Here is a 22,084-nt window from a genome sequence, read left to right as displayed (position 1 = left end):
GGTGGCGAGTTCAAGGATTACTCCGCGATCGACGCCGCGCCGGAAGAAAAGGCACGTGGCATCACGATCTCGACCGCGCACGTCGAATACGAATCCACCGTTCGTCACTACGCCCACGTCGATTGCCCGGGCCATGCTGACTACGTCAAGAACATGATCACCGGTGCTGCCCAGATGGACGGCGCGATCCTGGTGTGCTCGGCCGCTGACGGCCCGATGCCGCAGACCCGCGAGCACATCCTGCTGTCGCGTCAGGTCGGCGTGCCGTACATCGTCGTGTTCCTGAACAAGGCCGACATGGTTGACGATGCCGAGCTGCTGGAACTGGTCGAAATGGAAGTCCGCGAGCTGCTGAGCAAGTACGACTTCCCGGGCGACGACACCCCGATCATCTCGGGTTCGGCCCGTCTGGCGCTGGAAGGCGACCAGAGCGACATCGGCGTGCCGGCCGTCATCAAGCTGGTCGAGGCGCTGGACACCTGGATCCCGACCCCGGAGCGTGACGTCGACAAGGCATTCCTGATGCCGGTCGAAGACGTGTTCTCGATCTCGGGCCGCGGCACCGTGGTCACCGGTCGTATCGAGCGCGGCGTGATCAAGGTCGGCGAAGAAATCGAAATCGTCGGCATCCGTCCGGTGCAGAAGACCACCGTGACCGGCGTGGAAATGTTCCGCAAGCTGCTGGACCAGGGTCAGGCAGGCGACAACGCCGGTCTGCTGCTGCGCGGCACCAAGCGTGACGACGTCGAGCGTGGCCAGGTTCTGGCCAAGCCGGGTTCGATCAAGCCGCACACCAAGTTCGACGCCGAAGTCTACGTTCTGTCGAAGGACGAGGGCGGCCGTCACACCCCGTTCTTCAAGGGCTACCGTCCGCAGTTCTACTTCCGTACCACCGACATCACCGGTGCGGTCGAGCTGCCGGAAGGCGTCGAGATGGTGATGCCGGGCGACAACATCAAGATGGTTGTCACCCTGATCAACCCGGTCGCCATGGACGCCGGCCTGCGCTTCGCAATCCGCGAAGGTGGCCGTACCGTCGGTGCTGGCGTGGTTGCCACCATCCTCGAGTAATCTGCTAGACTCTGCGCCCCGATGTTGCCTGGGTAGGGCATCGGGGCGTATCAAACGGGAAAGTAGGCACAGGATGTGCCTTGTGTTCCCCGGACCAGGAAGGGTCAATGCCATTCAGGCGGCGTCAACAGGAGACTGTTGACAGCTGCCTTGCGTGCCATTATGCTTCTCCGTCTGGGCAGGCCAGTTTCATGGGTCTGCCTATGCATTTGGGGTCTACGGATTGACCTTGTCGGCCTGCGGGAATGCGGGCCGTCTGTATTCAGGGATTTCATGGGGCAAAGCAACCCAGAGGCTTTGTCTGTCGCTCTTTTATCGAAGGAACCTACCGCCATGGCGGACCAAAAGATCCGGATCCGGCTGAAAGCGTTCGATCATCGTCTGATCGACCGTTCGGCCAGCGAGATCGTTGAGACGGCGAAGCGGACCGGCGCGCAAGTGCGTGGCCCGATCCCGCTGCCGACCAAGATCGAGCGTTACACCATCCTCGTCTCCCCGCACGTCGACAAGGACGCGCGTGACCAGTACGAGACCCGCACGCACAAGCGCGTGCTCGATATCGTTGACCCGAATGACAAGACCGTGGACGCGCTGATGAAGCTCGAACTGGCTGCCGGCGTCGACGTTCAGATCAAGTTGACCTGAGGACTACGACCATGACGAAGAAATATTCGTTGGGCTTCGTGGGCCGCAAGGCTGGCATGAGCCGCGTGTTCACCGAAGATGGCCGTTCCATCCCGGTGACCCTGATCGAAGCAACCCCCAACCGCATCGCGCAGATCAAGACCGTCGAAGCTGACGGCTACAGCGCCGTGCAGGTGACCGTCGGCGCGCGTCGCGCTGCCCTGGTCAACAAGCCGGAAGCCGGCCACTTCGCCAAGGCGAAGGTGGAAGCGGGTCGTGGCCTGTGGGAATTCCGCGTTGAAGACGCCCAGCTCGGCGATTTCGCCGTTGGCGGCGAAGTCAAGGCGGACATCTTTGAAGTCGGCCAGATCGTCGACGTCCAGGGTGTCACCAAGGGTAAGGGCTTCCAGGGCACCATCAAGCGCTACAACTTCCGCATGGGTGACGCTACCCACGGCAACTCGCTGTCGCATCGCGCGCCGGGTTCGCTGGGTCAGCGCCAGACGCCCGGCCGCGTGTTCCCGGGCAAGAAGATGTCCGGTCACATGGGTTCGGTGCAGCAGAGCACCCAGAACCTGGAAGTTGTCAAGGTCGACGTCGAGCGCGGTCTGATCGCAGTTCGCGGCGCCGTTCCGGGCGCGGCGGGTGGCGACGTGATCGTCCGTCCGGCGAGCAAGGCATAAGGAGAGATGACGATGGAACTCGTTATCACGGGTAGCAATAACAAGGTCTCGGTCTCCGACGCCGTGTTCGGTCGCGATTTCAGCGAAGATCTGGTTCACCAGGTCGTCGTTGCTTACCGCAACGCCGGTCGCGCCGGCACCAAGGCGCAGAAGACTCGCTCCGAAGTGGCAGGTACCACCAAGAAGTCGAAGAAGCAGAAGGGCGGCGGCGCGCGTCATGGCGCACTGACGGCTCCGATCTTCGTCGGCGGCGGTGTCACCTTCGCGGCAAAGCCGCGCAGCTTCGAGCAGAAGGTCAATCGTAAGCAGTACCGTGCCGCCATGTGCGCGATCCTGTCCGAGCTGAACCGTCAGGGCCGTCTGACCATCGTGGAGTCCTTCGATGTCGAAGCGACCAACACGAAGGCTCTGATCGCCAAGCTGGCCGGCCTGGAAGTGGGCAAGCGCCCGCTGATCGTCACTGAAGAAGCCTCCGAGCACCTGTACCTGTCGGCGCGCAACATTCCCTACGTGGAAGTGCGTGACGTCCAGGGCCTGGATCCGGTGTCGCTGGTCGGTGCCGACACGGTCGTCATCACCGCTGACGCGGTCAAGAAGGTCGAGGAGTGGCTGGCATGAACAGCAACGAAAAAATCTTCAGCGTGCTGCTCGCCCCGCGTGTCTCCGAAAAGACCGCGCGCCTGCAGGAACTCTCCAATCAGTACGTCTTCGAAATTTCGAACGAAGCCACCAAGGCCGATGTAAAGGCCGCGGTTGAGCAGCTGTTCGACGTCAAGGTCGAAGCAGTCAACGTGGTCAACGTCAAGGGCAAGAACAAGTCCTTCCGTAACCGTGCTGGCCGCCGCGGCGATTGGCGCAAGGCGTACGTTCGCCTGGCCGACGGCCAGTCGATCGATGTAACGGCCAAGGCCTGAGGTACATCCCATGCCATTGATGAAATTCAAGCCCACTTCTCCCGGCCGCCGTTCGGCCGTGCGCGTGGTTACTCCCGACCTGTACAAGGGCGCTCCGCATGCCCCGCTGGTCGAGTCGCAGAGCCGTTCGGGTGGTCGCAACCACCACGGCCGCATCACCGTGCGTCACGTCGGTGGTGGCCACAAGCAGCACTACCGCCTGATTGACTTCAAGCGCAACAAGCTGGGCATCCCGGCGCGCGTGGAACGCATCGAATACGATCCGAACCGCACCGCCCACATCGCCCTGCTGTGCTACGTCGACGGCGAGCGCCGCTACATCATCGCCCCGAAGGGTCTGAAGGCTGGTGATCAGGTGATCGCTGGTTCGGATGCTCCGATCAAGGCGGGCAACACCCTGCCGCTGCGCAACATCCCGGTCGGTACCACCATCCACTGCATCGAGCTGAAGCCGGGCAAGGGCGCTCAGATCGCCCGCGCTGCAGGTGCTGCCGTGCAGCTGGTTGCTCGTGAAGGCATCTACGCCACCCTGCGCCTGCGCTCGGGTGAAATGCGCAAGGTTCCGGTCGAGTGCTGCGCGACCATCGGCGAAGTCGGCAACGACGAGCACAGCCTGGAAAAGCTGGGCAAGGCCGGTGCCAAGCGCTGGCGCGGCGTCCGCCCGACCGTTCGTGGTGCTGCCATGAACCCGGTTGACCACCCGCACGGTGGTGGTGAGGCGAAGGCCGGCCAGGGTAACCCGCATCCGGTCACCCCGTGGGGTGTTCCGACCAAGGGTTACAAGACGCGCCATAACAAGCGCACTCAGCAGTTCATCGTCCGCGATCGTAGGGGCTAATCGACCATGGCACGTTCACTCAAGAAGGGCCCGTTTGTCGATCACCACCTGGTTGCTAAGGTGGCTGCCGCTGCGGGTAGCAAGCGTCCGATCAAGACCTGGTCGCGTCGTTCGATGATCCTGCCTGACATGGTAGGCGTCACCATTGCCGTGCATAACGGCAAGAACCACATCCCGGTTCTCGTCAACGAGAACATGGTCGGCCACAAGCTCGGCGAATTTGCCATCACCCGGACCTTCAAGGGTCACGGTGGTGACAAGAAGTCGGGCAAGTAAGGAGAGATGACAATGGAAGCGAAAGCCATCCTGCGCACCGCGCGCATCTCCCCGCAGAAGGCACGTCTGGTCGCTGACCAGGTGCGCGGTCTGCCGGCCGAGCGTGCCGTCAACCTGCTGAAGTTCTCGGACAAGAAGGCTGCCCACCTGATCAAGAAGGTGGTGGAGTCGGCTATTGCAAATGCCGAGAACAACCAGGGCGCCGACGTCGACGAGCTGAAGGTTCAGACCATCATGGTAGATGAAGGTCCGACCCTGAAGCGTTTCATGGCGCGGGCGAAAGGCCGCGGTACCCGCATCCTCAAGCGCACCAGCCACATCACTGTGGTTGTGGGCGCCGCCAAGTAAGCGGATAAGGAAAAGACCATGGGTCATAAAGTTCATCCGATTGGTATCCGCCTCGGCATTTCCAAGGACTGGAACTCCAAGTGGTACGCCAACAAGGCCGAGTTCGCTGGTTACCTGGCAGCCGACCTGAAAGTGCGCGACATGCTGCGCAAGAAGCTGGCTCAGGCCGGCATCAGCAAGATCCTGATCGAGCGTCCGGCCAAGACCGCTCGCGTGACGATCCACACCGCCCGTCCGGGCGTGGTGATCGGCAAGCGCGGTGAGGACATCGAGAAGCTGCGCAAGGAAGTGAGCGAGATGATGGGCGTCCCGGCGCACATCAACGTCACCGAAGTGCGCAAGCCCGAGCTGGACGCACAGCTGGTTGCCGAATCGATCGCGCAGCAGCTGGAGCGTCGCATCATGTTCCGCCGTGCAATGAAGCGCTCGGTCGGCAACGCGATGCGCCTCGGTGCCCTGGGCATCAAGGTCAACGTCGGTGGCCGCCTCAACGGTGCAGAAATCGCCCGTTCGGAGTGGTACCGCGAAGGCCGCGTGCCGCTGCACACGCTGCGTGCCGACATCGACTATGGCTTCGCTGAAGCCAAGACGACCTACGGCATCATCGGCATCAAGGTCTGGATCTACAAGGGCGAGGTCTTCGATTTCTCCCAGGTTGGCCAGGAAAAGCAGGACGACACCCCGTCGCGCAACGATCGTCATGATCGCGGCGACCGCGGTGACCGTCAGCGCCCGGCTCGTGAAGCGAGGTAACGACAATGTTGCAACCCAAGCGAACCAAGTACCGCAAGGTGCACAAGGGCCGTAACGAAGGCCTCAGCTGGAGCGCAAACGCTGTCAGCTTTGGCGAGTACGGCCTGAAGGCAACCGCCCACGGTCAGCTGACCGCGCGTCAGATCGAAGCGGCTCGCCGTTCGATCAGCCGCTACGTGAAGCGCGGCGGCAAGATGTGGATCCGAGTGTTCCCCGACAAGCCCATCACCAAGAAGCCCATCGAAGTTCGAATGGGTTCGGGTAAGGGCAACGTGGAATACTGGGTGGCCCAGATCCAGCCCGGCCGCATGATCTATGAAATCGAGGGTGTTACCGAGGAAGTGGCACGCGAGGCGTTCCGCCTGGCCGCTGCCAAGCTCTCGGTCACCACCACTTTCGTGACCCGGACGGTGCGCTGATGGATATCAAAACTCTCCGTGAAAAGTCGGCTGACGACCTCAAGGCCCACCTGATCGACCTGCGTAAGGAACAGTTCTCTGTCCGTATGCAGCAGGTCACCGGCCAGCTGCCGAAGACACACGACATCCGCCGGGTGCGTCGCGAAATTGCTCGCGTCAAGACCCTGCTCGGCAGCACGAAGTAAGGATGGCCGCTATGAGCGACAATACTGAAAACAAAGCGCTGCGCACGGTCGAAGGCCGTGTCGTCAGCAACAAGATGGACAAGACGGTTACCGTCCTGGTCGAGCGTCAGGTCAAGCACGCACTGTACGGCAAGTACATCAAGCGCTCGACGAAGCTGCACGCCCACGATGCCGACAACGCCTGCAAGGAAGGCGATGTCGTCCGCGTGACCGAGATTGCTCCGATGTCCAAGACCAAGAACTGGCGCGTGGTGGAAGTCATCACGCGTGCGGCTGAATAAGGAGTCTGAATCATGATCCAGATGCAGAGCTACCTTGACGTCGCCGACAATTCTGGTGCCAAGCGAGTGATGTGCTTCAAGGTGCTGGGTGGTTCCAAGCGCCGTTACGCCGGCATCGGCGACATCATCAAGGTCACCGTGAAGGATGCGATTCCGCGCGGCAAGGTCAAGAAGGGTGAAGTGTATGACGCTGTCGTGGTGCGTACCCGCAAGGGTGTGCGCCGCGCCGACGGCTCGCTGATCCGCTTCGACGGCAACGCTGCCGTTCTGCTTAACAACAAGCAGGAGCCGATCGGGACCCGTATCTTCGGGCCGGTGACTCGTGAACTTCGTTCGGAGAAGTTCATGAAGATCGTCTCGCTCGCTCCCGAAGTGCTGTGAGCGACAGGAGATAATCATGGCTAACCGTATCAAGAAGGGCGACCAGGTTGTCGTCAACGCCGGCAAGGACAAGGGTAAGCAGGGCGAAGTCGTCCGCGTCGATGGCGACCGTCTGGTCGTCGCCAACGTGAACATCGTCAAGCGCCACACCAAGCCGAACCCGCAGGCAGGTGTTGCCGGCGGCGTGGTCGAGCGTGAAGCGTCGATCCATATCTCCAACGTGAATGTGCTGAACCCGGCTTCGGGCAAGGGCGAGCGCGTTGGCTTCAAGGTGCTGGAGGATGGACGCAAACTGCGTGTGTTCCGCTCCAGCGGTGAGGCGCTCGACGCCTGAGGAATGAGAAGATGACTTCCCGTCTCGAAAAGTTTTACAAGGAAGAAGTGGTGCCGGCGCTGATGAAGCAGTTCGGTTACACCAATTCCATGCAGGTGCCGAAGCTGGTCAAAGTCACCCTGAACATGGGTGTCGGCGAAGCGGCCACCAACAAGAAGATCCTGGAAAACGCCGTTGGCGACATGACCAAGATCTCGGGCCAGAAGCCGATCGTCACCAAGTCGCGTATCTCGGTGGCATCGTTCAAGATCCGTGATGGTTGGCCGATCGGCTGCAAGACCACGCTGCGTCGCCACAAGATGTACGAGTTCCTGGACCGCCTGATCAACATCTCGCTGCCGCGCGTGCGCGACTTCCGTGGTGTTTCCGGTCGTTCCTTCGACGGTCGCGGCAACTTCAACATGGGTGTGAAGGAACAGATCATCTTCCCGGAAATCGACTTCGACGCTGTCGACGCGATCCGCGGTATGGATATCGCCATCACCACCACTGCGAAGACCGACGCGGAAGCGAAGGCGCTGCTGGCAGCGTTCAAGTTCCCGTTCCGTAACTGATTCGTCGAGGAAACCGAAATGGCAAAGACCTCCATGGTCAACCGCGACATCAAGCGGAAGAAGCTGGCTGAAAAGTTCGCTGTCAAGCGTGCTGCTCTGAAGAAGATCGTGTCCTCCCCGGACGCGAGCTACGAAGAGAAGATCGAGGCCGCCACCAAGTTGTCGAAGCTGCCGCGCGATTCGTCGCCGAGCCGCCACCGCAACCGTTGCGAACTGTCTGGCCGCCCGCGTGGCGTGTACAGCAAGTTCGGCCTGGGTCGCAACAAGCTGCGTGAAGCCACCATGCGTGGCGACGTTCCGGGCCTGCGCAAGGCCAGCTGGTAATACCAGCCGGTCCTGCCAGCGAGGGCGCCTTCGGGGGTCCTCGCCGCCGGGGAGGGGGAGTGTTCAGCTTTCCCTCTGCAAAAAACCGAAGAGCCCGACGCAAGTCGGGCTCTTTTGGCGTATACTCCCGCGTCTTGCTCTGCGCAACGCGTAGGGGAGGGGGCCTGGCCCGTTTCCAGGAGACAACAGATTTTCGCGAAAGCGGATATCGGTGCACTCAAAGGTACTCATATGAGCATGACTGATCCCATCGCCGACCTGCTGGTCCGCATCAAGAATGCGGCAGCGGTTGGCAAGCAGACGGTGAAAGCCCCGTCGTCCAAGATCAAGGTTGCGATCGCCCAGGTCCTGAAGGACGAGGGTTACATCGCCGACCTGCGCGTGACCGCGCTCGAGAACAACAAGTCCGAGCTGGAAATCGTGCTGAAGTATTTCGAAGGCAAGCCGGTCATCGCGACCCTGAAGCGCTTCTCGCGTTCGGGCCTGCGCCAGTACCGCGGCAAGAGCGAACTGCCGAAGGTCATGAACGGCCTGGGCATTTCCATCATTTCCACTTCCAAGGGCATCATGACTGATGCGCAGGCGCGCCAGTTGGGCGTCGGCGGCGAAGTCCTGTGCTTCGTGGCCTAAGGCGAAAGGAGTAGACCATGTCCCGTGTAGCCAAGAAGCCGATCGACCTGGGTAAGGTTGAACTGAACATCCAGAACGACAACGTCATCGCCAAGGGCCCGAAGGGCACCCTGTCGCTGGCCAAGCCGGCTGGTATCAACATCAATGTCGAAAACGGCGTCGCCACCCTGAGCACCGACAACGTGGACCTGATCCCGCTGACCGGTACCGTCCGCGCCATCCTGTCCAACATGGTCAAGGGTGTTTCCGAAGGCTTCGAGCGCAAGCTGGAGCTGGTCGGCGTGGGTTACCGTGCTGCGATGCAGGGCAAGGACCTCAGCCTGTCGCTGGGCTACTCGCACCCGATCGTGTTCGTGGCGCCGGAAGGCATCACCATCACCACCCCGACCCAGACCGAAATCCTGGTGCAGGGCGCTGACAAGCAGGCCGTCGGTGAAGCTGCCGCCAAGATCCGTGCGTTCCGCAAGCCGGAGCCGTACAAGGGCAAGGGCGTGAAGTACTCCGACGAAGTCATCATCCGTAAGGAAGCCAAGAAGGCATAAGCGCGAGTCCCTCGCAAGAGCCCGCACATCCATGTGCGGACTTTCCAGGGAAAAGCCCAACCTTCAGCTTTCAAGGAAAACACATCATGAACAAGAACATCGCCCGCCTGCGTCGCGCCAAGTCGACCCGTGCCCACATCCGTGTGCTCGGTGTTGCCCGCCTGTCGGTGCTGCGCACCGGCCAGCACCTGTACGCACAGGTCTTCACCGCTGACGGCTCGAAGGTGCTGGCTGCTGCCAACACCACCCAGGCCGACGTCAAGGAAGGCCTGAAGAACGGCAAGAACGCTGATGCCGCCGCCAAGGTTGGCCGCATCGTCGCTGAGCGCGCCAAGGCCGCCGGCGTCGAGAAGGTTGCCTTCGATCGTTCGGGTTACCGTTACCACGGCCGCATCAAGGCCCTGGCTGACGCTGCCCGCGAAGCCGGCCTGCAGTTCTAAGGGATCAGGGCAGGGGGCTTCGGCCCCCGTGTCCGCCTGCTCGCCAGCCTGAGTGAGGCTGGGCGGCGCCGCTCTTCTGCAGCGGCCCACCGCAACAACGCACCACTCCACAACCATAAGCGGCCTCGAGCCGTACATAACCCAACAACCAAGGAATAAACATGGCAGAAGAACGTCAGCAGCGGGGTCGCGATCGCGACCGTAACCGCGAAGAGAAAGTCGACGACGGCATGATCGAAAAGCTGGTCGCGGTCAACCGCGTCAGCAAGACCGTCAAGGGTGGCCGTCAGTTCACCTTCACCGCCCTGACTGTTGTCGGCGACGGCGAAGGCAAGGTCGGTTTCGGTTATGGCAAGGCCCGCGAAGTGCCGGTCGCCATCCAGAAGTCGATGGAGCAGGCTCGCAAGAACCAGGTCACCGTCGATCTGAACAACGGCACCCTGTGGCACACCATCAAGGATGGTCACGGCGCAGCGCGCGTGTTCATGCAGCCGGCTTCCGAAGGTACCGGCGTCATTGCCGGTGGTGCCATGCGCGCCGTCCTGGAAGCAGTTGGCGTGAAGAACGTGCTGGCCAAGGCCACCGGTTCGCGCAACCCGATCAACCTGGTGCGTGCCACCGTGAAGGGCCTGACTGCAGCGCAGTCGCCGGCTCGTATCGCGGCCAAGCGCGGCAAGAAGGTGGAGGATCTCAACCATGGCTAATGACACCACCAAGACCGTCAAGGTCCGTCTGGTTCGCGGCCTGCGTGGTGCCCAGGCGCGTCATCGCCTGTCGGTGCGTGCGCTGGGTCTGGGCAAGCTGAACGATGTGCGTGAACTGAAGGACAGCCCGCAGGTTCGCGGCCTGATCAACAAGGTCCACTACCTCGTCAAGGTTGAGGAATAATCCAATGACCATGCATCTGAATGAATTGAGCCCGGCACCGGGCGCCCGCAAGGAACGTACCCGCGTCGGTCGCGGTATCGGTTCCGGCCTGGGCAAGACCTGCGGCCGCGGCCACAAGGGTTCGTTCGCCCGTAAGGGTGGCGGCAAGATCAAGGCTGGCTTCGAAGGCGGCCAGACCCCCATGCAGCGTCGTCTGCCGAAGATCGGCTTCCGTTCGCCGATCGCCAAGGACACCGCTGAAGTGCTGCTGTACCAGCTGGACAAGCTGCCGGCCGGCGAGATCGACTTCGCTGCCCTGCGTGCTGCCAAGCTGGTCCCGAGCACTGCCAAGAAGGCCAAGGTCGTCGTCAAGGGCGAAGTGACCAAGGCGTTCACCCTGAAGGGTGTTGCTGCCACGGCTGGTGCCAAGGCTGCGATCGAAGCTGCCGGCGGCAGCGTAACGGAGTAAGAGAATCATGGCGCAAGCTGGCATCGGTAACCTCGCGGGCGGAATGGGCAAGTTCACTGAACTTCGCCAACGTTTGCTGTTCGTCGTCGGGGCTTTGATCGTCTATCGCATCGGCTGCTACGTGCCGGTGCCGGGCGTCAATCCCGATGCCATGCTTGCCATGATGCAACAGCAGGGCGGCGGCATCGTGGACATGTTCAACATGTTCTCGGGCGGCGCCCTGCACCGTTTCAGCATTTTCGCGCTGAACGTGATGCCGTACATCTCGGCATCGATCGTGATGCAGCTGGCCGTGCACATCTTCCCCGCCTTGAAGGCGATGCAGAAGGAAGGTGAGTCCGGCCGCCGCAAGATCACCCAGTATTCGCGCATCGGTGCCGTGCTGCTCGCAGTAGTGCAGGGCGGTTCGATCGCGCTGGCGCTGCAGGGCCAGGTGTCGCCGACCGGCGCACCGGTCGTGTACATGCCGGGCATGGGCTTCGTGCTCACTGCCGTGGTCGCACTGACCGCCGGCACCATGTTCCTGATGTGGGTCGGTGAGCAGGTCACCGAGCGCGGCATTGGCAACGGCGTCTCGCTGATCATCTTCGCCGGTATCGTGGCGGGCCTGCCGGGTGCGGTCATCCACACCTTCGACGCCTACCGCGACGGCAACATCCAGTTCATCCAGTTGCTGCTGATCGCCATCGTCGTGCTCGCCTTCACCTTCTTCGTGGTGTTCGTCGAACGCGGCCAGCGCCGGATCACGGTGAACTACGCGCGCCGCCAGGGCGGTCGCAACGCGTACATGAACCAGACCTCGTTCCTGCCGCTGAAGCTGAACATGGCTGGCGTCATCCCGGCGATCTTCGCTTCGAGCCTGCTGGCCTTCCCGGCGACCCTCGCCATGTGGTCCGGCCAGGCTGCCAACCAGAGCACCTTTGGCCAGACCCTGCAGAAGGTCGCCAATGCCCTGGGTCCGGGCGAGCCGCTGCACATGATCGTGTTCGCTGCGCTGATCACTGGTTTCGCGTTCTTCTATACCGCGCTGGTGTTCAACTCGCAGGAAACCGCCGACAACCTGAAGAAGTCGGGCGCACTGATTCCGGGCATCCGTCCGGGCAAGGCTACCGCCGACTACATCGACGGCGTGCTGACCCGACTGACTGCGGCCGGTTCGGCCTACCTGGTGATCGTCTGCCTGCTGCCGGAACTGATGCGCACGCAGTTGAATGCCTCGTTCTACTTCGGCGGTACTTCGCTGCTGATCGTGGTGGTGGTGGTGATGGACTTCATCGCCCAGGTGCAGGCGCACCTGATGTCCCACCAGTACGAGAGCCTGCTGAAGAAGGCCAACCTGAAGGGCGGCAACCGCGGTGGTTTTGCTCGCGGCTGATTAGCCTGTTATACTTTCGTCTTCCTGACGTGATGGTCCTCCGCTTCGCGGACTCTGGCCACACAAACGAAGGGCGGCCCCCGCAGCGGTTCCGGGTGGGGGTGTGATGAGGTGGTCCCGCGCTGGAGTAGCGCGGGCGGCCCGGGAGGCAACTCCAGGTCCAACCCCATCCGGCGCCGGAGCCTGGGCACACTCCCCGGGCCGGGTTCATGAAACCTCTGGTTTCACGGGCTTCCAAGTAAACCGGAACCTTGTTAGTATCACTGGTTCACTTTTTTGATCCATCCTGCCGGATCGGCGTGCCTTGAGCGCGCTGTCGGCCATCACTCAGCTGGAGAACCGCGTCATGGCGCGTATTGCAGGCGTCAACCTGCCAGCCCAGAAGCATGTCTGGGTCGGGTTGCAAAGCATTTACGGCATCGGCCGTACCCGTTCGAAGAAGGTCTGCGAAGTCGCAGGCGTCACTTCGACCACCAAGATCCGCGATCTGTCGGAGCCGGAAATCGAGCGCCTGCGCGCCGAAGTCGGCAAGTACATCGTGGAAGGCGATCTGCGCCGTGAAATCGGTATCGCGATCAAGCGCCTGATGGACCTGGGCTGCTACCGCGGCCTGCGTCACCGTCGCGGTCTGCCGCTGCGTGGCCAGCGCACCCGTACCAACGCCCGCACCCGCAAGGGCCCGCGCAAGGCGATCAGGAAGTAAGGGACATATAAATGGCTAAGCCTGCTGCTAAGACCAAGAAGAAGATCAAGCGCGTCGTCACCGACGGCGTTGCCCACGTCCACGCTTCGTTCAACAACACCATCGTGACCATCACCGACCGTCAGGGCAACGCTCTGTCGTGGGCGACCTCCGGTGGCGCTGGCTTCCGCGGTTCGCGCAAGTCGACCCCGTTCGCAGCCCAGGTGGCTGCCGAAAAGGCCGGTCGTGCTGCGCTGGACTACGGCGTGAAGTCGCTGGAAGTCCGCATCAAGGGTCCGGGTCCGGGCCGTGAGTCGGCCGTGCGTTCGTTGAACAACGTCGGCTACAAGATCACCAACATCATCGACGTGACGCCTATCCCGCACAACGGGTGCCGTCCGCCGAAGAAGCGTCGCGTCTAAAGGGAGCGATAAGAAATGGCTCGTTATATCGGTCCTACCTGTAAGCTCGCCCGTCGCGAAGGCGCCGACCTGTCCCTGAAGAGCCCGGCGCGTGCGCTGGACTCCAAGTGCAAGTTGGAGCAGAAGCCCGGCCAGCATGGCGCCACTGCCCGTAAGGGCAAGCTGTCCGACTACGCTACCCAGCTGCGTGAAAAGCAGAAGGTCAAGCGTATCTACGGTCTGCTGGAGCGTCAGTTCCGCAACTACTACAAGAAGGCCTCGACCAAGAAGGGCAACACCGGCGAGAACCTCCTGCAGCTGCTGGAAACCCGCCTGGACAACGTTGTCTACCGCATGGGCTTCGCCGTGACCCGTCCGGCTGCCCGTCAGCTGGTGTCGCACCGCGGCGTCACCGTGAATGGCAAGTCGGTCAACCTGGCCTCGTACCAGGTCAAGGCTGGCGACGCCATCGCTCTGTCTGAAAAGGCTGCCAAGCAGCTGCGCGTCCAGGAAGCCCTGACCGTCGCCGCCCAGCATGACCTGAGCCCGTCGTGGGTTGAAGTGGATTCCGGCAAGTTCTCCGGCATCTTCAAGGCTGTTCCGGATCGTTCGGATCTGCCTGCAGACATCAACGAAGCGCTGATCGTCGAGCTGTATTCGAAGTAATTCACATTGGAGAGCCCCCGGCGACGGCCGGGGGTTCACTAGGAGAACCCGCAACATGACGGTTACCGCCAACCAGGTTCTGCGTCCTCGCGGTCCGCAGATCGAACGCATTACCGACACCCGTGCAAAGGTCGTTATCGAACCTTTGGAGCGGGGTTACGGGCATACGCTGGGTAATGCCCTGCGTCGCGTGCTGCTGTCGTCCATCCCGGGCTTCGCCATCACGGAAGTCGAAATCGACGGCGTGTTGCATGAGTACACCACGGTCGAAGGTCTGCAGGAGGACGTGCTGGAAGTCCTGCTGAACCTGAAGGACGTGGCCATCCGTATGCACTCCGGCGACAACGCGACTCTGTCCCTGTCCAAGCAGGGTCCGGGCGTTGTCACCGCTGCCGACATCAAGGTCGACCACAATGTGGAGATCTTGAACGGCGACCACGTGATCTGCCACCTGACCAAGGATACGGCAGTGAACATGCGTCTGAAGATCGAGCGCGGTTTCGGCTATCAGCCGGCTGCTGCGCGTCGTCGTCCGGACGAAGAAACCCGTGCCATCGGCCGCCTGGTCCTGGATGCCTCGTTCTCGCCGGTCCGCCGTGTCGCCTATGCCGTGGAAGCGGCTCGTGTCGAACAGCGCACCGACCTGGACAAGCTGGTCATCGATATCGAGACCAACGGCACCATCGACGCCGAAGAAGCAGTGCGTACCGCTGCCGACATCCTCAGCGATCAGCTGTCGGTGTTCGGTGACTTCACCCACCGCGACCGCGGTGCGGCGAAGCCGGCCAACAACGGCGTGGATCCGGTGCTGCTGCGCCCGATCGACGATCTGGAGCTGACCGTGCGTTCGGCCAACTGCCTGAAGGCCGAGAGCATCTACTACATCGGCGATCTGATCCAGAAGACCGAAGTCGAGCTGCTGAAGACCCCGAACCTGGGTAAGAAGTCGCTCACCGAGATCAAGGAAGTGCTGGCCCAGCGTGGCCTGTCGCTCGGCATGAAGCTGGAGAACTGGCCGCCGGCCGGCGTCGCCAGCCACGGCATGCTGGGCTGATATAGCCTTTCTGCAAGACCGCATGGCCCCGTCGGCAACGACGGGGCCATTGCACCAAGGCAATACCGCCACGACGAACGAAGGTTCGCGGGCAGGTCGTCCAGGACGGATGGCCAGGACCAACCGCAGTCCGAGCAGCAGCGCCAGGAAGGCGACAACGATCCGCAAAGCCACATCATTAACCAAGGAATATCACCATGCGTCACCAGAAATCCGGCCGTAAGTTCAGCCGTACCAGCGCCCACCGCGAAGCGATGTTCAAGAACATGGCCGCCTCGCTGTTCAAGCACGAGCTGATCAAGACCACCCTGCCGAAGGCCAAGGAACTGCGCCGCGTCGCCGAGCCGCTGATCACCCTGGCCAAGGTCGACTCCGTCGCCAACCGTCGTCTGGCCTTCGCCCGCCTGCGCGACAACGAAGCCGTCGGCAACCTGTTCACCATCCTGGGCCCGCGCTACGCGACCCGTCCGGGCGGCTACCTGCGCCTGCTGAAGTGCGGCTTCCGCGCCGGCGACAACGCGCCGATGGCCTACGTCGAACTGGTTGACCGTCCGGTCGTGGCTGAAGCCGTCGAAGAGTAATCGACGCGCGACACCCGTCATTCGGTGAAGAACCCGGCCTCGTGCCGGGTTTTTCCGTTTCTGGGGTGGCAGAGCCCTTTGCATCCGCAAAGGGATCCGACCCCGCACTGTTCCGACGGGCGCGACGTTGTGGCGGTTCGAACGGCGCGCAGTCTCGGTTACGCTTGCGGTCCGTACTACACGAGCGTTGCCGATGAATCCTCTGCGCTGGCCTTTCCGCGCCCAGTTCCTGCTGGGCTTCCTGATCTGCGCGGGCCTGCTGGGCTACGCCATCTTCCTGCAGTTGAAGATGGGCCTGGAGCCGTGTCCGCTGTGCATCTTCCAGCGCCTGGCGTTCGTCGCCTTGGGCCTGCTGTTCCTGATCGGCGCCCTGCATGGGCCGTCCAACCGTCCGGGGCGTGCGACCTACGGCATCCTCGCGTTCATCGCCGCTGCCGTGGGCGTTGGCATTGCCGCACGCCACGTCTACGTGCAGATGCTGCCGCCGGAGATGGGGGCGACCTGTGGCCCGCCGCTGGCGTTCCTGCGCGAAACCATGGGGCCGCTGGAAGTGTTCCGCACCGTGCTGACCGGCACCGGCAACTGCGGCAACATCGACTGGACCTTCCTCGGCCTGACCATGCCGATGTGGTCGGGCGTGTGGTTCGTGCTGCTGGCGCTGTGGGCGCTGGTTGTGTCGCTGCGCAAGGTCAAGCGCTGAAAGCGAAACGGGGTCGTATCCCCTTGCGGAGCAAAGGGCTACGACCCCGCTTGCAGCCACGCATGGCGTGGCTCTACTGCGAGCTCCGGGGTCAGAGCCCTTTCCTACGGAAAAGGATCCGACCCCTTCGCTCAGAAATCCTGCTGCAGGCTCAGATAGGCGCCGCGACGCGGCCCCCATTGCGGCGCGAACACGCCGATGCCGCCGCCATCGCGCAGCTGGTAGCTGCGGTCCAGCGTGTTGAGCACGGCCAGCTGCACATGCAGCGGATGACCGCTGTCGGCGTTGAAGTCATGCGCGGCGCTGAGATTGACCTGCAGGTACGACGGCAGCTCACCGCCATTGGGCACACCCTCGATGTCCGAACGCAGGCCGCTGCCGTACACGTAGTTCGCGCCCACCCGGTTGTGGCCAGCGAACGCGTAACTGACGCCGCCGGAAGAGGTCAGCTTCTGGTCGTGGTCCAGATGGATCCAGTTCTGCTGCACGTAGGCAAGTGCATCCGGATCGAGGTTGTACTGGCTGGTGATGACCTGGGTGCCCATCGCCTTGTTGTAGGCGGCGTTGAAGTACGCACTGATCGGCCCGTTGCTGTAGTCGGCGCTGAACTCCAGGCCATGGATTTGGCCGCGACGATAATTGAAGGTGGAATAGATGTAGGCGGCGCCGAACTGGCCTTCGTCCTGCAGGCGCGAGACACGGCGGTCGTAGGCATCCAGGCCGAGGGTGAGGTGGTCGCCGATCTGCTGTGACACGCCGATGTCGTAGTAGTCGCTGCGCTCGGACAACGGCGTGTTGCTGCCGCCGGCGGGTTGCTGGTTGCTGGTGCCATCGAACAGGGCCAGATCGCTGCCGGCGACCAGTTCGCTGGCGGGCGGGGTGAAGTAGCGCGAGTAGCCGGCATGCACCGTGGTGCTGTCGCTGGCATTCCAGACCACGCCCAGGCGTGGGCTGAGCTGGCCCTCGGTGTGGCCGAACGCCTTGAAGCGGTCGCCGCGCAGGCCGTAGTTGACGGTCCAGTCATTGCCTATCCGCCACTCATCCTGCACGTACAGTGCGGCTGTGCTGGCGTGGAAGGCGTTGCGGTCCGGGATCAGCTGCGGCGTGGTGCTTGTCTGCCGGCCATCGGCATCGACCGGGAAGACCCAGCTGCTGTTGTTGGCGGCGGCGTGTTCGTAATTGCCATACAGGCCATAACGCAGGGTGTGGTTGTCGCCCAGCGGCGTGGAGAAATCGGCCTGCAGGGTGTTGGCGCGGTTGCTGCGCTGGACCTGCGAGGCGACGCCACTGAACACCAGGTCGCCGACGATGTCCGGGTTGAAGGCCACGTCGCTGTAGCGCTGACCGGCCGACAGCTGGTACGCGGTCTGGCCCAGCGTGCCCTGCAGCACCAGCATGCCGAAGCGGGTGGTCTCGCGTTGGGTTTCGTCCAGCTGGCTGGAATCGAAGGTGGTGGTGTCCAGGTAACCGAACTGCGGGGTCTGCCCCGGGTTGACCGGGATCTGGAAGCGGTTGTTGGCAAAGCCGGCGAACACGCTCAGGCGGGTGCTGTCGTTGACCAGATAGGTCAGGTCGGCAAAGGCCTTCCCTTGGTGGGTATCGTCATGCTGCGGCTTGCGGGCGCTGGTGGGGTTCTCCAGCCCGACCTCGTTCTGATCGTAGTTGCCGGTCAGGAACCAGCTCCAGCGGCCCTGGTTGCCCCACCAGGAGGCATTCGGGTTGACCTTGCCGAAGGAGCCGGCGGTGATGCCGGCGCTGCCGCCGTTGCCCAGCTCGGCACCGCTGCGGGTCGTGATATCGACCACCGCAGCGGTGCGTTCACCGAACTGGGCCGGCAGGGCGCCGTCCATCAGGCGGATGCTCTTGATCGTCCGCGCATCCAGGGTCTGGCCGAAGCCGGAGATCGATTCGGGCAGCAAAACACCGTTGATGCGGTACTGCAGGTTGGCGTGGTCGCCGCGCACGTGCACGCCGCCGTAGGAGTCCTGGACCACGCCCGGGGCCTGCAGCAGCACTTGGCTGAGCGGGGCGGAGGCACCCAGCGGCTGCTTCTGGATGTCCTCGGCGGTGATCTGGTATTGGCTGCTGCCGATGTCCGGGGACAGGGCATTGCGGGCCTGGTCGAGCTGGGCGCTGACGGTGACCACGTCGAGGTTCTTGACCGCAGCCGCACTGGCATCAGTGTCGGCGGCAAGCGCGGGTTGGCTGGCCAGGACCAGGGCGAAGGTGATGGCGGTGGTGAGCAGGGAGGGCTTCATGGGAAATGGGCAGGGAAGGGGGGAGGGGGGGAAGGGGCCGGTCCATGAGAGAGTGTTACTCCGTAACAACTGCGTGCCGATCATGCGCCTGTCCAGCGACGGCGACCATGCCGTTTCTGGCCGATCAGGCGGCCCCTTTCCACACCGTTCAGGCAGTCGCGGCGGTGCCTGGCCCTTTGCGCCAGCGGCTGGCTCTGCGACCATGACCGCCCCCCACCCCCGGATGTCCGTGATGAGCCTGTCCGCCGTTCCGCCCGCCCCCGATCCTGCCGCCATCGCTGCTGGCGCTGCCTGGTCACCGGAGAGCTGGCGGGGCAAGACCGCGCTGCAGATGCCGACCTATCCCGATCCGGTGGCACTGGATGCGGCGCTGCACGAGTTGAAGCGGCTGCCGCCGCTGGTGACCTCATGGGAGATCCTGGCGCTGAAGCAGCAGTTGGCCGACGCCCAGGAGGGCAAGCGTTTCCTGTTGCAGGGTGGCGACTGTGCGGAGAATTTCAGCGACTGCGAATCGGGCACGATTTCCAACCGCTTGAAGGTGCTGCTGCAGATGAGCCTGGTGCTGGTGCACGGCCTGCGTCAGCCGGTGATCCGCGTCGGCCGATTTGCGGGGCAGTACGCCAAGCCGCGTTCGGCCGATACCGAGACCCGCGACGGCGTGACCCTCCCCAGCTACCGCGGCGATGTCATCAATGCGCCGGCCTTCACCGAGGCGGCGCGGCTGCCCGATCCGAAGCGGATGCTGCAGGCCCACGCGCATTCGGCGATGACGATGAACTTCGTGCGCGCGCTGATCGATGGCGGCTTCGCCGACCTGCACCATCCTGAATACTGGAACCTGGAATGGGTAAGCCACTCGCCGTTGGCCGCCGAGTACCAGAAGATGGTCGCCTCGATCGGCGATGCGGTGCACTTCATGGAGACCCTGGCCGGGGCCCGCGTGCACAACCTCAACCGCATCGATTTCTACACCTCGCATGAAGCGCTGCTGTTGCCCTACGAGCAGGCGCTGACCCGGCAAGTGCCGCGCCAGCAGGGCTGGTTGAACCTGAGCACGCACTACCCGTGGATCGGCATGCGTACCGCCGCGCTGGATGGCGCACACGTGGAGTACCTGCGTGGCGTGCGCAATCCGATCGCGATCAAGGTCGGCCCGTCGGTGACGCCGGACCAGTTGCTGCGTCTGATCGATGTGCTCAATCCGGATGACGAGCCGGGCCGCCTGAGCTTCATCCACCGCATGGGTGCGGCGCAGATCGCGCAGAAGCTGCCGCCGTTGCTGGATGCGGTCAAGCGCGATGGTCGTCGCGTGCTGTGGGTGTGCGATGCGATGCACGGCAACACCGAAAGCACCGCCAACGGCTTCAAGACGCGGCGCTTCGACAATGTACGTGGTGAGGTCGAGATGTCGTTCGACCTGCACGCGGCTGCGGGTACGCGTCTGGGTGGCGTGCATCTGGAGCTGACCGGTGAGGATGTGACCGAATGCACCGGCGGTGCGCGCGAGTTGACCGAGCGTGACCTGGAGCGTGCGTATCGTTCGACTGTCGATCCGCGATTGAACTACGAGCAGTCGCTGGAGATCGCGATGGCGATCGTGCGCAAGCAGGAGCAGGTGCGCTGAGGGTTGGCTTCTGCAGGGCTGCGTCCTGCACCTGCCGAATCAACAGCAACAGCAACAGCAGGATTCCGTGGTTGGCGGGGCGGTGTCGGAGTGCGGGGACGCCGCAAGTACGTCCCTGTAGGCTTGGCAGCCGCATCCATGCGGCTGACACCCCGCACTCCGACACCGCCCCACCTTCGACAGTTTCCTGATGTCTGGTAGATCCACGCCATGCGTGGATGACTCCATCGAAATCGAATATTTCGATATCGGAACGAATTGAGCCGAGCATTGCTCGGCTCTACAGAAATGCCGGCAGATCGCGGAAATCTGTCGAAGGCGGGGTGGGTCCGGTTGCGGGAGTGTCCGCGGCATGGATGCCGCGGCCAAGCCCCCAGGGTGAAGTGACCCCCGGGAGTTGGACGCCAGATCCAACCCCGAGGGATACATGAACAGGTACGAAGCTCGATTCAAACTGCAGGTCGCCAAAGAAGCCTGCAAGACCTCCACGTCGGTCAAAGCCATCGCCCGACACCACGGTTTGGAGTTCTCCACGGTCAGACGCTGGGTGGCTACGTATCGGCTGCACGGTTGGCGCGGGTTTCACCGCCAGACCCGGTCCTATGACCTCGCGTTCAAGCTGGCTGTTCTGGAGAAGATGAGCCGGGACGGCATGTCCGGGCGTGAGGCCACCACCTACTTTCAGATTGGCGATGCCGGCGCAGTGGGGCAGTGGCGGCGCCTGTATGCTCAGGGCGGTGCCCAAGCGTTGGCACCGCCGCCGCTGCCGCCCCGAAAGCCGATGAAAAAGACCCGTTCGTCCAAACCACCTGAGGATATGAGCCGCGATGAGCTGCTCAAGGAAGTCGCCTATCTGCGTGCGGAGACCGACTACCTAAAAAAACTCGATGCCTTGATCCGGGAAGAGCAGGCGGCGCAGGACGCAAAGCGCAAGCCATCCAAGGATTGAGGCAGGTTCATACGCTGTCGCTTCTGCTCGAAGCGGCAGAGCTGTCGCGCAGTACTTTCTATTACCAGAACCATGTCCTGGCCCATCCGGATCAGGACGAGGCAGATCTGTGCGAGCGCATCCGTGCAATCTACGATCAAAGCCAAGGGCGCTATGGCTATCGCACGGTGACGCTGGAATTGGCCAATCAGGGCCATCGGACCAATCACAAGCGGGTACAGCGTCTGATGGGAGAGATGGGCCTGAAATCACGGGTCCGCGTGAAGCGCTACCGATCTTTCAAAGGGGCAGCCAATGTTGTGGTTGGCAATGACCTCAATCGCCAGTTCCATGCCGAGCGGCCCAACCAGAAGTGGGTGACCGACGTCACCGAGTTCAAGGTGCAAGGGATGAAGCTCTACCTGTCGCCGATCATGGACCTCTACAACGGCGAAATCGTGGCTTATCAGATCAAGCGTCAGCCCGTGTTCGATCTGGTAGGTCAGATGCTGGACGAAGCCATCAACAAGCTCTCCCCGGATGAGCGCCCCATGATCCACTCCGACCAGGGCTGGCAGTACCAGCATGAAAACTACCGGCACATGCTGGAAAAGCACTCGTTGAAGCAAAGCATGTCCCGGCGTGGCAACTGCCTGGACAATGCGGCAATGGAAAGCTTTTTCGGGACGCTGAAGTCAGAATTTTTCTACCTGAACAGCTTTGACAGCATCGAGAGTCTGGAGGCTGGGCTCGTGGATTACATCAAGTACTACAACCAAGAGCGCATCAGATTGAAATTGAAGGGCCTGAGCCCGGTACAGTACCGGAAACAGGCCCAAGCGGCCGTTTGACCCCACCGTCCAACTCTCGGGGGTCACTTCA

Annotated in this window: 32 protein-coding genes; 31 read left to right on the top strand and 1 reads right to left on the bottom strand. The window is 62.7% G+C overall.

The genetic code is table 11. The features are described 5' to 3' along the window. The 29 genes from tuf to AC13GI_RS21360 form a co-directional block, all read left to right on the top strand. A partial coding sequence (gene tuf / locus AC13GI_RS21500) for an elongation factor Tu (protein WP_482997287.1) occupies nucleotides 1-1,071 on the top strand: 1,071 nt, incomplete at its 5' end. A 333-nt stretch (nucleotides 1,072-1,404) separates the two neighbouring features. After that, nucleotides 1,405-1,716 carry a 30S ribosomal protein S10 gene (gene rpsJ / locus AC13GI_RS21495; protein WP_010341589.1) on the top strand — a complete coding sequence of 104 codons (312 nt, stop codon included), beginning with the start codon at nucleotides 1,405-1,407 and terminating at the stop codon, nucleotides 1,714-1,716. Between the two features lie 11 nt (nucleotides 1,717-1,727). Further along, nucleotides 1,728-2,378 carry a 50S ribosomal protein L3 gene (gene rplC / locus AC13GI_RS21490; protein ID WP_049470484.1) on the top strand — a complete coding sequence of 217 codons (651 nt, stop codon included), beginning with the start codon at nucleotides 1,728-1,730 and terminating at the stop codon, nucleotides 2,376-2,378. Between the two features lie 12 nt (nucleotides 2,379-2,390). Continuing rightward, the gene (gene rplD / locus AC13GI_RS21485; RefSeq protein ID WP_025879302.1) at nucleotides 2,391-2,996 is read left to right on the top strand and encodes a 50S ribosomal protein L4; all 606 of its coding nucleotides are present in this window, start codon (nucleotides 2,391-2,393) and stop codon (nucleotides 2,994-2,996) included. Continuing rightward, complete coding sequence (gene rplW / locus AC13GI_RS21480) at nucleotides 2,993-3,292, top strand: 50S ribosomal protein L23 (protein ID WP_025879303.1); 300 nt, start codon at nucleotides 2,993-2,995, stop codon at nucleotides 3,290-3,292. Before rplD ends, rplW begins: the two co-directional genes overlap by 4 nt. A 10-nt stretch (nucleotides 3,293-3,302) precedes the next feature. After that, the gene (gene rplB / locus AC13GI_RS21475; RefSeq protein WP_099819139.1) at nucleotides 3,303-4,130 is read left to right on the top strand and encodes a 50S ribosomal protein L2; all 828 of its coding nucleotides are present in this window, start codon (nucleotides 3,303-3,305) and stop codon (nucleotides 4,128-4,130) included. Between the two features lie 6 nt (nucleotides 4,131-4,136). Continuing rightward, nucleotides 4,137-4,406: a 30S ribosomal protein S19 gene (gene rpsS, locus AC13GI_RS21470; protein ID WP_004145340.1), complete on the top strand. Its 270-nt coding sequence runs from the start codon at nucleotides 4,137-4,139 to the stop codon at nucleotides 4,404-4,406. 12 nt (nucleotides 4,407-4,418) lie between these two features. After that, on the top strand, nucleotides 4,419-4,754 hold the full coding sequence (rplV, locus tag AC13GI_RS21465) for a 50S ribosomal protein L22 (protein WP_004145348.1): 336 nt from the start codon (nucleotides 4,419-4,421) through the stop codon (nucleotides 4,752-4,754). A gap of 18 nt (nucleotides 4,755-4,772) precedes the next feature. Next, nucleotides 4,773-5,507, top strand: a complete 735-nt coding sequence (gene rpsC, locus AC13GI_RS21460) for a 30S ribosomal protein S3 (RefSeq protein WP_005415414.1) — start codon at nucleotides 4,773-4,775, stop codon at nucleotides 5,505-5,507. A 5-nt stretch (nucleotides 5,508-5,512) separates the two neighbouring features. Further along, nucleotides 5,513-5,926: a 50S ribosomal protein L16 gene (gene rplP / locus AC13GI_RS21455; RefSeq protein WP_025879305.1), complete on the top strand. Its 414-nt coding sequence runs from the start codon at nucleotides 5,513-5,515 to the stop codon at nucleotides 5,924-5,926. Beyond that, nucleotides 5,926-6,111, top strand: coding sequence for a 50S ribosomal protein L29 (gene rpmC, locus AC13GI_RS21450; RefSeq protein ID WP_025879306.1), 186 nt, complete (start codon nucleotides 5,926-5,928; stop codon nucleotides 6,109-6,111). Before rplP ends, rpmC begins: the two co-directional genes overlap by 1 nt. Nucleotides 6,112-6,122: 11 nt before the next feature. Beyond that, on the top strand, nucleotides 6,123-6,392 hold the full coding sequence (rpsQ, locus tag AC13GI_RS21445) for a 30S ribosomal protein S17 (protein WP_004145355.1): 270 nt from the start codon (nucleotides 6,123-6,125) through the stop codon (nucleotides 6,390-6,392). 12 nt (nucleotides 6,393-6,404) lie between these two features. After that, a complete protein-coding gene (gene rplN / locus AC13GI_RS21440; protein ID WP_025879307.1) occupies nucleotides 6,405-6,773 on the top strand; it encodes a 50S ribosomal protein L14 in 369 nt (122 codons plus the stop codon). 16 nt (nucleotides 6,774-6,789) lie between these two features. Next, on the top strand, nucleotides 6,790-7,107 hold the full coding sequence (gene rplX, locus AC13GI_RS21435) for a 50S ribosomal protein L24 (protein ID WP_025879308.1): 318 nt from the start codon (nucleotides 6,790-6,792) through the stop codon (nucleotides 7,105-7,107). A gap of 11 nt (nucleotides 7,108-7,118) precedes the next feature. Further along, complete coding sequence (gene rplE / locus AC13GI_RS21430) at nucleotides 7,119-7,661, top strand: 50S ribosomal protein L5 (RefSeq protein ID WP_025879309.1); 543 nt, start codon at nucleotides 7,119-7,121, stop codon at nucleotides 7,659-7,661. Between the two features lie 18 nt (nucleotides 7,662-7,679). Continuing rightward, a complete protein-coding gene (rpsN, locus tag AC13GI_RS21425) occupies nucleotides 7,680-7,985 on the top strand; it encodes a 30S ribosomal protein S14 (RefSeq protein ID WP_032977438.1) in 306 nt (101 codons plus the stop codon). A 231-nt stretch (nucleotides 7,986-8,216) separates the two neighbouring features. Continuing rightward, on the top strand, nucleotides 8,217-8,615 hold the full coding sequence (gene rpsH / locus AC13GI_RS21420; RefSeq protein ID WP_025879311.1) for a 30S ribosomal protein S8: 399 nt from the start codon (nucleotides 8,217-8,219) through the stop codon (nucleotides 8,613-8,615). Nucleotides 8,616-8,632: 17 nt separating this feature from the next. After that, nucleotides 8,633-9,157 carry a 50S ribosomal protein L6 gene (gene rplF, locus AC13GI_RS21415; protein WP_099819140.1) on the top strand — a complete coding sequence of 175 codons (525 nt, stop codon included), beginning with the start codon at nucleotides 8,633-8,635 and terminating at the stop codon, nucleotides 9,155-9,157. An 86-nt stretch (nucleotides 9,158-9,243) separates the two neighbouring features. Further along, nucleotides 9,244-9,597, top strand: a complete 354-nt coding sequence (gene rplR / locus AC13GI_RS21410; RefSeq protein ID WP_099819141.1) for a 50S ribosomal protein L18 — start codon at nucleotides 9,244-9,246, stop codon at nucleotides 9,595-9,597. Nucleotides 9,598-9,758: 161 nt separating this feature from the next. Next, on the top strand, nucleotides 9,759-10,301 hold the full coding sequence (gene rpsE, locus AC13GI_RS21405; protein WP_025879314.1) for a 30S ribosomal protein S5: 543 nt from the start codon (nucleotides 9,759-9,761) through the stop codon (nucleotides 10,299-10,301). Next, nucleotides 10,294-10,485, top strand: a complete 192-nt coding sequence (gene rpmD, locus AC13GI_RS21400; RefSeq protein ID WP_038690275.1) for a 50S ribosomal protein L30 — start codon at nucleotides 10,294-10,296, stop codon at nucleotides 10,483-10,485. The genes rpsE and rpmD overlap by 8 nt, the downstream gene beginning before the upstream one ends. Nucleotides 10,486-10,489: 4 nt before the next feature. Beyond that, nucleotides 10,490-10,933 carry a 50S ribosomal protein L15 gene (gene rplO / locus AC13GI_RS21395; RefSeq protein ID WP_089239007.1) on the top strand — a complete coding sequence of 148 codons (444 nt, stop codon included), beginning with the start codon at nucleotides 10,490-10,492 and terminating at the stop codon, nucleotides 10,931-10,933. A 7-nt stretch (nucleotides 10,934-10,940) separates the two neighbouring features. Next, entirely contained in the window at nucleotides 10,941-12,308 is a 1,368-nt protein-coding gene (secY, locus tag AC13GI_RS21390; RefSeq protein WP_025879317.1) for a preprotein translocase subunit SecY, read from the top strand. Nucleotides 12,309-12,654: 346 nt separating this feature from the next. Continuing rightward, nucleotides 12,655-13,011 (top strand): 30S ribosomal protein S13, encoded by a 357-nt coding sequence (gene rpsM / locus AC13GI_RS21385; protein ID WP_025879318.1) that lies wholly within the window; start codon nucleotides 12,655-12,657, stop codon nucleotides 13,009-13,011. Nucleotides 13,012-13,022: 11 nt separating this feature from the next. Further along, nucleotides 13,023-13,412 (top strand): 30S ribosomal protein S11, encoded by a 390-nt coding sequence (gene rpsK / locus AC13GI_RS21380; RefSeq protein ID WP_004145443.1) that lies wholly within the window; start codon nucleotides 13,023-13,025, stop codon nucleotides 13,410-13,412. 15 nt (nucleotides 13,413-13,427) lie between these two features. Beyond that, nucleotides 13,428-14,057, top strand: a complete 630-nt coding sequence (gene rpsD, locus AC13GI_RS21375) for a 30S ribosomal protein S4 (protein ID WP_025879319.1) — start codon at nucleotides 13,428-13,430, stop codon at nucleotides 14,055-14,057. Nucleotides 14,058-14,112: 55 nt separating this feature from the next. Next, nucleotides 14,113-15,111 carry a DNA-directed RNA polymerase subunit alpha gene (locus AC13GI_RS21370; RefSeq protein ID WP_025879320.1) on the top strand — a complete coding sequence of 333 codons (999 nt, stop codon included), beginning with the start codon at nucleotides 14,113-14,115 and terminating at the stop codon, nucleotides 15,109-15,111. Between the two features lie 197 nt (nucleotides 15,112-15,308). Next, entirely contained in the window at nucleotides 15,309-15,692 is a 384-nt protein-coding gene (rplQ, locus tag AC13GI_RS21365) for a 50S ribosomal protein L17 (protein ID WP_089239009.1), read from the top strand. Between the two features lie 193 nt (nucleotides 15,693-15,885). Further along, nucleotides 15,886-16,392, top strand: a complete 507-nt coding sequence (locus AC13GI_RS21360; RefSeq protein WP_089239011.1) for a disulfide bond formation protein B — start codon at nucleotides 15,886-15,888, stop codon at nucleotides 16,390-16,392. Nucleotides 16,393-16,523: 131 nt separating this feature from the next. Here AC13GI_RS21360 and AC13GI_RS21355 read toward each other — a convergent pair whose 3' ends face one another. Next, a complete protein-coding gene (locus tag AC13GI_RS21355; protein WP_482997286.1) occupies nucleotides 16,524-18,650 on the bottom strand; it encodes a TonB-dependent receptor in 2,127 nt (708 codons plus the stop codon). A gap of 232 nt (nucleotides 18,651-18,882) precedes the next feature. Here AC13GI_RS21355 and AC13GI_RS21350 point away from each other — a divergent pair, with 232 nt between their 5' ends. Further along, the gene (locus tag AC13GI_RS21350; protein ID WP_025879324.1) at nucleotides 18,883-20,274 is read left to right on the top strand and encodes a class II 3-deoxy-7-phosphoheptulonate synthase; all 1,392 of its coding nucleotides are present in this window, start codon (nucleotides 18,883-18,885) and stop codon (nucleotides 20,272-20,274) included. Between the two features lie 427 nt (nucleotides 20,275-20,701). Then, nucleotides 20,702-22,053, top strand: a protein-coding gene (locus tag AC13GI_RS21345) for an IS3 family transposase (RefSeq protein ID WP_482995612.1) whose coding sequence is annotated in 2 segments (ribosomal slippage) — nucleotides 20,702-21,149 and nucleotides 21,149-22,053 — 1,353 coding nt in all. Because the reading frame shifts where the segments join, the coding sequence is not laid out codon by codon here. Nucleotides 22,054-22,084: the final 31 nt, after the last annotated feature.

Source organism: Stenotrophomonas sp. 82F1, from assembly GCF_056861525.1.
This window is presented reverse-complemented; position numbering and strand designations above follow the sequence as displayed.

Bases quoted from the DNA above. Each gene is read 5' to 3' on its own strand.
- rpsJ (WP_010341589.1), top strand. From the start codon at position 1,405: ATGGCGGACCAAAAGATCCGGATCCGGCTGAAAGCGTTCGATCATCGT.
- rplC (WP_049470484.1), top strand. From the start codon at position 1,728: ATGACGAAGAAATATTCGTTGGGCTTCGTGGGCCGCAAGGCTGGCATG.
- rplD (WP_025879302.1), top strand. From the start codon at position 2,391: ATGGAACTCGTTATCACGGGTAGCAATAACAAGGTCTCGGTCTCCGAC.
- rplW (WP_025879303.1), top strand. From the start codon at position 2,993: ATGAACAGCAACGAAAAAATCTTCAGCGTGCTGCTCGCCCCGCGTGTC.
- rplB (WP_099819139.1), top strand. From the start codon at position 3,303: ATGCCATTGATGAAATTCAAGCCCACTTCTCCCGGCCGCCGTTCGGCC.
- rpsS (WP_004145340.1), top strand. From the start codon at position 4,137: ATGGCACGTTCACTCAAGAAGGGCCCGTTTGTCGATCACCACCTGGTT.
- rplV (WP_004145348.1), top strand. From the start codon at position 4,419: ATGGAAGCGAAAGCCATCCTGCGCACCGCGCGCATCTCCCCGCAGAAG.
- rpsC (WP_005415414.1), top strand. From the start codon at position 4,773: ATGGGTCATAAAGTTCATCCGATTGGTATCCGCCTCGGCATTTCCAAG.
- rplP (WP_025879305.1), top strand. From the start codon at position 5,513: ATGTTGCAACCCAAGCGAACCAAGTACCGCAAGGTGCACAAGGGCCGT.
- rpmC (WP_025879306.1), top strand. From the start codon at position 5,926: ATGGATATCAAAACTCTCCGTGAAAAGTCGGCTGACGACCTCAAGGCC.
- rpsQ (WP_004145355.1), top strand. From the start codon at position 6,123: ATGAGCGACAATACTGAAAACAAAGCGCTGCGCACGGTCGAAGGCCGT.
- rplN (WP_025879307.1), top strand. From the start codon at position 6,405: ATGATCCAGATGCAGAGCTACCTTGACGTCGCCGACAATTCTGGTGCC.
- rplX (WP_025879308.1), top strand. From the start codon at position 6,790: ATGGCTAACCGTATCAAGAAGGGCGACCAGGTTGTCGTCAACGCCGGC.
- rplE (WP_025879309.1), top strand. From the start codon at position 7,119: ATGACTTCCCGTCTCGAAAAGTTTTACAAGGAAGAAGTGGTGCCGGCG.
- rpsN (WP_032977438.1), top strand. From the start codon at position 7,680: ATGGCAAAGACCTCCATGGTCAACCGCGACATCAAGCGGAAGAAGCTG.
- rpsH (WP_025879311.1), top strand. From the start codon at position 8,217: ATGAGCATGACTGATCCCATCGCCGACCTGCTGGTCCGCATCAAGAAT.
- rplF (WP_099819140.1), top strand. From the start codon at position 8,633: ATGTCCCGTGTAGCCAAGAAGCCGATCGACCTGGGTAAGGTTGAACTG.
- rplR (WP_099819141.1), top strand. From the start codon at position 9,244: ATGAACAAGAACATCGCCCGCCTGCGTCGCGCCAAGTCGACCCGTGCC.
- rpsE (WP_025879314.1), top strand. From the start codon at position 9,759: ATGGCAGAAGAACGTCAGCAGCGGGGTCGCGATCGCGACCGTAACCGC.
- rpmD (WP_038690275.1), top strand. From the start codon at position 10,294: ATGGCTAATGACACCACCAAGACCGTCAAGGTCCGTCTGGTTCGCGGC.
- rplO (WP_089239007.1), top strand. From the start codon at position 10,490: ATGACCATGCATCTGAATGAATTGAGCCCGGCACCGGGCGCCCGCAAG.
- secY (WP_025879317.1), top strand. From the start codon at position 10,941: ATGGCGCAAGCTGGCATCGGTAACCTCGCGGGCGGAATGGGCAAGTTC.
- rpsM (WP_025879318.1), top strand. From the start codon at position 12,655: ATGGCGCGTATTGCAGGCGTCAACCTGCCAGCCCAGAAGCATGTCTGG.
- rpsK (WP_004145443.1), top strand. From the start codon at position 13,023: ATGGCTAAGCCTGCTGCTAAGACCAAGAAGAAGATCAAGCGCGTCGTC.
- rpsD (WP_025879319.1), top strand. From the start codon at position 13,428: ATGGCTCGTTATATCGGTCCTACCTGTAAGCTCGCCCGTCGCGAAGGC.
- AC13GI_RS21370 (WP_025879320.1), top strand. From the start codon at position 14,113: ATGACGGTTACCGCCAACCAGGTTCTGCGTCCTCGCGGTCCGCAGATC.
- rplQ (WP_089239009.1), top strand. From the start codon at position 15,309: ATGCGTCACCAGAAATCCGGCCGTAAGTTCAGCCGTACCAGCGCCCAC.
- AC13GI_RS21360 (WP_089239011.1), top strand. From the start codon at position 15,886: ATGAATCCTCTGCGCTGGCCTTTCCGCGCCCAGTTCCTGCTGGGCTTC.
- AC13GI_RS21355 (WP_482997286.1), bottom strand. From the start codon at position 18,650: ATGAAGCCCTCCCTGCTCACCACCGCCATCACCTTCGCCCTGGTCCTG.
- AC13GI_RS21350 (WP_025879324.1), top strand. From the start codon at position 18,883: ATGAGCCTGTCCGCCGTTCCGCCCGCCCCCGATCCTGCCGCCATCGCT.